Here is a 4,618-nt window from a genome sequence, read left to right on the forward strand (position 1 = left end):
CGAGACTGAGCAAGAACTACTGGTGAGCGGAGTTAGGCCGGCGTGGGCCGGCCGATTGCGAGCGGAAGCCCTATGTTTGTCCAGAGAGCCGCGAGAGCAACCTGGATGGGCGTCAAAAGGGCTGCGAGGGTACATCGGCAAGTAGCAACCGCCTTGGCGAGCGCGGCCAGAAACGCGTCGAAGCCCAGGATGTTGAGCACGCGGGTGAAGTTGTAGCAGAGCGCCATCAGGCTCCACTCGCCGCGGACCTTGTCGAAGCCGCGGACCAGGAAATGACGATAGCCGGCACGGCATTTGAGCGTGCCAAACGGATGCTCGACGATGCCAAAGCGACGGCGCATCACCTCGCCCGCGCCCTGCATCCGCGCGCGATGACGTTCGAGAACGTCTTCATGCTCCCAGCGACCGATCGTCCGGTAGGCCGCGTTCGAGCCAAGGCAACGGATCTTGAGCGGGCAGGTCCTGCAGATCGCTCCGCGCGCCGCGTAGCGGATCTCGACGCGGCCACTGGTGTTCTTCTGCCTGCTCTTCATCGGATGTAGCTGATGGCCGCCGGGACAATGATAGGTGTCGGATACGCCATCATAGTTGAAGTCCTTGAGGGCGAAGCGGCCTTGCTTCTCGAGCCGGGCGCTGCCCTCCGGCACCGGCACATAGGCCGTGATGCCATCGTCCTCACAGGCCTTCAGTTCGCGGCTGCTGTAATAGCCCTCGTCTGCCAGCACCTGCAGGGTCTTGACCTCGAGGGCTTCCTTTGCCGCGATGGCCATCGCATGTAGCTGGCCGACATCGCTGCTGTCGTTCACCACCTCGCTGGCGACAATGAGCTTGTGCTTGTCGTCGACGGCGGTCTGCACGTTGTAGCCTGCGACCCCCTGGCCGCTCTTGACCAGAAGTCGGGCATCCGGATCGGTCAGGGACAACTGCGTCTCGCCATTCTCTTCCAACCGAGCAAGATCGGCTTGTGCGCGCGAGCGCTTCGCCATCAGTGCCGCGACCTTCGCGCCAAGGTCACCACCACCTGCGCCGCCACCATCGGAGCCATCCTGGCCTGGCTTCCTGGCTTCCGCGGCGTCATTGTCCTCAAGGGACTTGCCGTAGGCCTCGATCTCCTGATCGAGCTTTCCGATCTGATCGGCAAGCCTCTTGCGCGTAAAGATGCTGGCCTTGCTGGCGTCGCCATGGAAGAACGAGCCGTCAATCGCAACAACGCTGCCGCCGACAAGACCGAGTTCGCGCATCAGCAGCACGAAGCTGCGGTTGGCCGCCTTCAGAGCCACCCAGTTCTCCTTGCGGAAGTTGCCGATCGTCCGATAACCCGGCTTCAGATTCTTCAGCAGCCAGATCAGTTCCAGATTGCGGCAGGCCTCCCGCTCCAACCGGCGCGACGACCTGATCTGGTTGATGTAGCCGTAAAGGTAGAGCTTCAGCAGATCGGCTGGATCGTACGGCGGTTGACCGACCCCTTCGGCCTTGCGATCCGCATGGCGAAAGCCGAGCTTGGCAAGGTCGAGCACACGAACGAAGCTCTCGATCGCCCGGACCGGGTTGTCCGCCCCGACATAATCCTCAATCCGAGCAGGAAGCAGGCTGGCCTGGTCGCGGCTCTCGCCGCTCTTGAATGTCCGATTCGTCATGAACAGAATCGTACATCAACTTCCCAAAATGCCGAGTTCTTGCTCAGTCTCGACGTGTCAAGCTGCCGTATCGAACGCCGGCGACCGACGGCTACTTTGCATGGGGTTGTTTTCGATATTTTGGCAGCGTCCCTTCAAACCAGGCTCAGATCCTTCGGCTTGATGCCGGTGAAGACGCGCTCCAGGTTCGCCTGCTGCAGGCCGTAGACGCGCTGGATCAGGCCGGCGAAGAACGCCTTGTAGTCGGTCAGCACGGGATAGTCGCGGTTCTGGAACAGGGTCGCCTGCGCGACCTGGACCTGCTCGCCGGCGATGCGCCCGCCATTGATGCCGCCGCCCATCACCCAATAGACGCTGCCATGGCCGTGATCGGTGCCGCGGTCGCCGTTTTCGCGGAAGGTGCGGCCGAATTCGGAGATCACGACCACGACCGTGTCGCGCCACATCGCCGGCCCGATCTCCTCGGAGAAGCCGGCGAGGCCGCGGCCGAGCTCGCCGAGACGGTCGGCGAGATAGCCGGTCGCCGCGCCCTGGTTGACGTGGGTGTCCCAGCCGCCGACGTCGACGAAGCCGAGATTGAACTGCTCGCGCATCAGGCGGCCGATCCGCCGCGCCGACAGTTCGAAGCCGCGCGGCGAGACCGCGCCGCGGTTGGCCGCCGTCATCTCCTCGGAGACGGACTTGTAGACGTCGTCGCGGACACGAAAGCCTTCGGAGACCGAGCTCGCGAGACTGCCCTGGGTGTACATCTGCTTGATCAGCCGGGCCTGGCGGTCGTCGACGCCGGGCTTGCTGACGCTCGCGATGCCGATGTTCGGGACCTGGGCCTGGCCGCGGAAGATCAGCGGAAGCTGGTCGGTGAAGGAGATCGGCTTGACCCGCGTCAGCTCGGTCGCGAGCCGGCTCATGAAGCCGGAGCGGTAGTCGCGGCTGCCGCCGACCGCCTGGCCGAGCTCGATCGTATCCTGGGTCTCGAAATGGCTGCGCGAGAGATCGTCGCTGGTGCCCGCGAACGGCACGAACGCCACCTCGCGCTTGGCCCACAGCGGATAGATCGAATCGCGCAACGCCGGATGCAGGCCCCAACCGGCATCGAGCGACAGCGCCGCATTCGGGTTGCCGCCATCGGGACGCGCGATCGCCAGGGTCGGCCGCGAGGCGTAATAGAACTGGCTGCCGACCGGCACGATCACGTTGGCGGCGTCGTAGGCGCCGCGCAGGAACACCACGAGCAGGCGCGCGTCGGTCGCGGGCGCGGCCCACACGCGTCCAGCCACGGTGAGCGAAGCGGAAGCGGCGAAGGCCTTGATCAGTTCACGGCGGTTCACGGCGAACCTCCCTTTCAGTGCATGAATTCCGGTGACGACAGGAAGAGCGTGTTCCAGTCCTGCGGGGACACCGCCTGGTCGAGGGCCGCGAGCGTCGTCGGGCTCAGCGTCTGCCTGATGTTGCTGAAATAGAGTCCGTTCATGACGAGCGGAAACGCCGGATGGTCGGTCGCATTGGGCTCGCTCGGCTTGAACAGCCCGGCCGAACCCGATCCGATCGCGCGCGCGATCTCGAACCGCAGCATCATCTGCCCGGGCCCGTTCCAGGCCGTCGACAGCATCGAATAGCCGTCGGGCGTCTCGTGGTTGAACAGGCCTTCCGACAGGCGATTGAGCCAGCCCTGGATCGGCAGCGTGTTGAGGACGACCTTGTTGTCGTAAGCGAGCCGCACCGCCGACATCACATAGAGCGTCGGGTCCTTGAACTTGCTGCCGCCCTTCAGGGTCGCGGCGAACTCCGGTGCGTGCACCAGGGTCGACATCACGGCCGCGATATCGCCGTCGGTCTTCTGGAAGGTCTGCGCCATGCGCTGCACCAGCGCGTCGGGCGGATTGTCCGCCACGAAATAGGCCGCAAGCTGCTTCGAGATATGCATCGCGGTCGCGGGATGATGGCAAAGGATGTCGAGGGCTTCGTCGACCTCCGCCAGGCCCCGCCCCTTGATCTGATGGCCGAGGAACGTCTTGTCGCCGTAGTCGTGGCGGGTCGGATTGAATTCGAAGGCGCCTTCGCGCACGAGCTGGGACTGCAGTTCGGGCTTCAGCTTGGGATCCTCCGACTTGAAGTCGACACCGACGCCGGTGAGGATCCGTGCCAGCGCCTCGACATCGGCCTGGGTATAGCCGGAGCCGACCCCCATCGTGTGCAGCTCCATGATCTCGCGGGCGTAGTTTTCGTTGAGATGGCCGGCCGCGTTGTCGGCATTGTCGAGGTAGCGCAGCATCACCGGATGATGCAGCGTCGCGGCGAGCAGGTCGCGGAATTTGCCGAGCGCGTAAGGCCGGATCGCCCGATCCTCATAGTCGCCGACCAGCACGCGGATGTTGGCCTTGTACTGATAGACGTTGAAGTGATTGAACCAGAACCAGGTCATGCGCTCGCGCAGCTGATCCGGCGCGTAGAGCGCGTGCAGGATGGTGCGCGCCGCGGCCTGCCTGGCGCGGTCGTTCATCGCCTGCTGATAGACCTGCTGTGCCGCCTTGCGCTGGTCGGGATCGGCGACCTGGTTGGCCGATTTCGCCTGCATGTCGAAGGCGGCCGCGATGTCGAACGGGAAACGATGCACGTCCGGCATCGCCTCGATCTGGCTGTGGACCGCCGCCGGGAGCGCGACGTTGGCCGGATGCAATTGCTCCTGCAGCCAGCGTTCGACGCCGACGTCGCGCAAATGCGCGGCGCTCGAGGCATTGACACCCCAGGTCAGGCGATCGAGCAGCGCCACATCCTGCGGCGTGAGCTCGGCCGCGCGCGCAGCCTGGTGGCAAGCCACCAGCGCTGCAATCGTACCTAACAAGAGTTTCAAAGCCGACCGGAATCCGAGAGATCCGATGATGCTCATGGATGCTGACCTGCCCGACCCTTCTTCACATGATCAGTGTTGACACTGCCCGGGCGGACATCGCGCCGGCGCGGGCCGCGCCGCAGCCGCGGGC

3 protein-coding genes are annotated in these 4,618 nt (G+C 64.6%); all 3 read right to left on the reverse strand.

Features of this window, described 5'->3' with window-relative positions; all coding sequences use genetic code 11:
- Positions 1-32: 32 nt before the first annotated feature.
- Positions 33-1,637: an IS1182 family transposase gene (locus AS156_RS07110; RefSeq protein ID WP_066498669.1), complete on the reverse strand. Its 1,605-nt coding sequence runs from the start codon at positions 1,635-1,637 to the stop codon at positions 33-35.
- Between the two features lie 134 nt (positions 1,638-1,771).
- The gene (locus AS156_RS07115) at positions 1,772-2,965 is read right to left on the reverse strand and encodes a DUF1501 domain-containing protein (RefSeq protein WP_066501887.1); all 1,194 of its coding nucleotides are present in this window, start codon (positions 2,963-2,965) and stop codon (positions 1,772-1,774) included.
- A 14-nt stretch (positions 2,966-2,979) separates the two neighbouring features.
- A complete protein-coding gene (locus tag AS156_RS07120; protein ID WP_066501892.1) occupies positions 2,980-4,524 on the reverse strand; it encodes a DUF1800 domain-containing protein in 1,545 nt (514 codons plus the stop codon).
- Between the last annotated feature and the right edge of the window lie 94 nt (positions 4,525-4,618).

Origin of the sequence: Bradyrhizobium macuxiense (assembly GCF_001542415.1) — a bacterium.
Lineage (GTDB): Bacteria > Pseudomonadota > Alphaproteobacteria > Rhizobiales > Xanthobacteraceae > Bradyrhizobium > Bradyrhizobium macuxiense.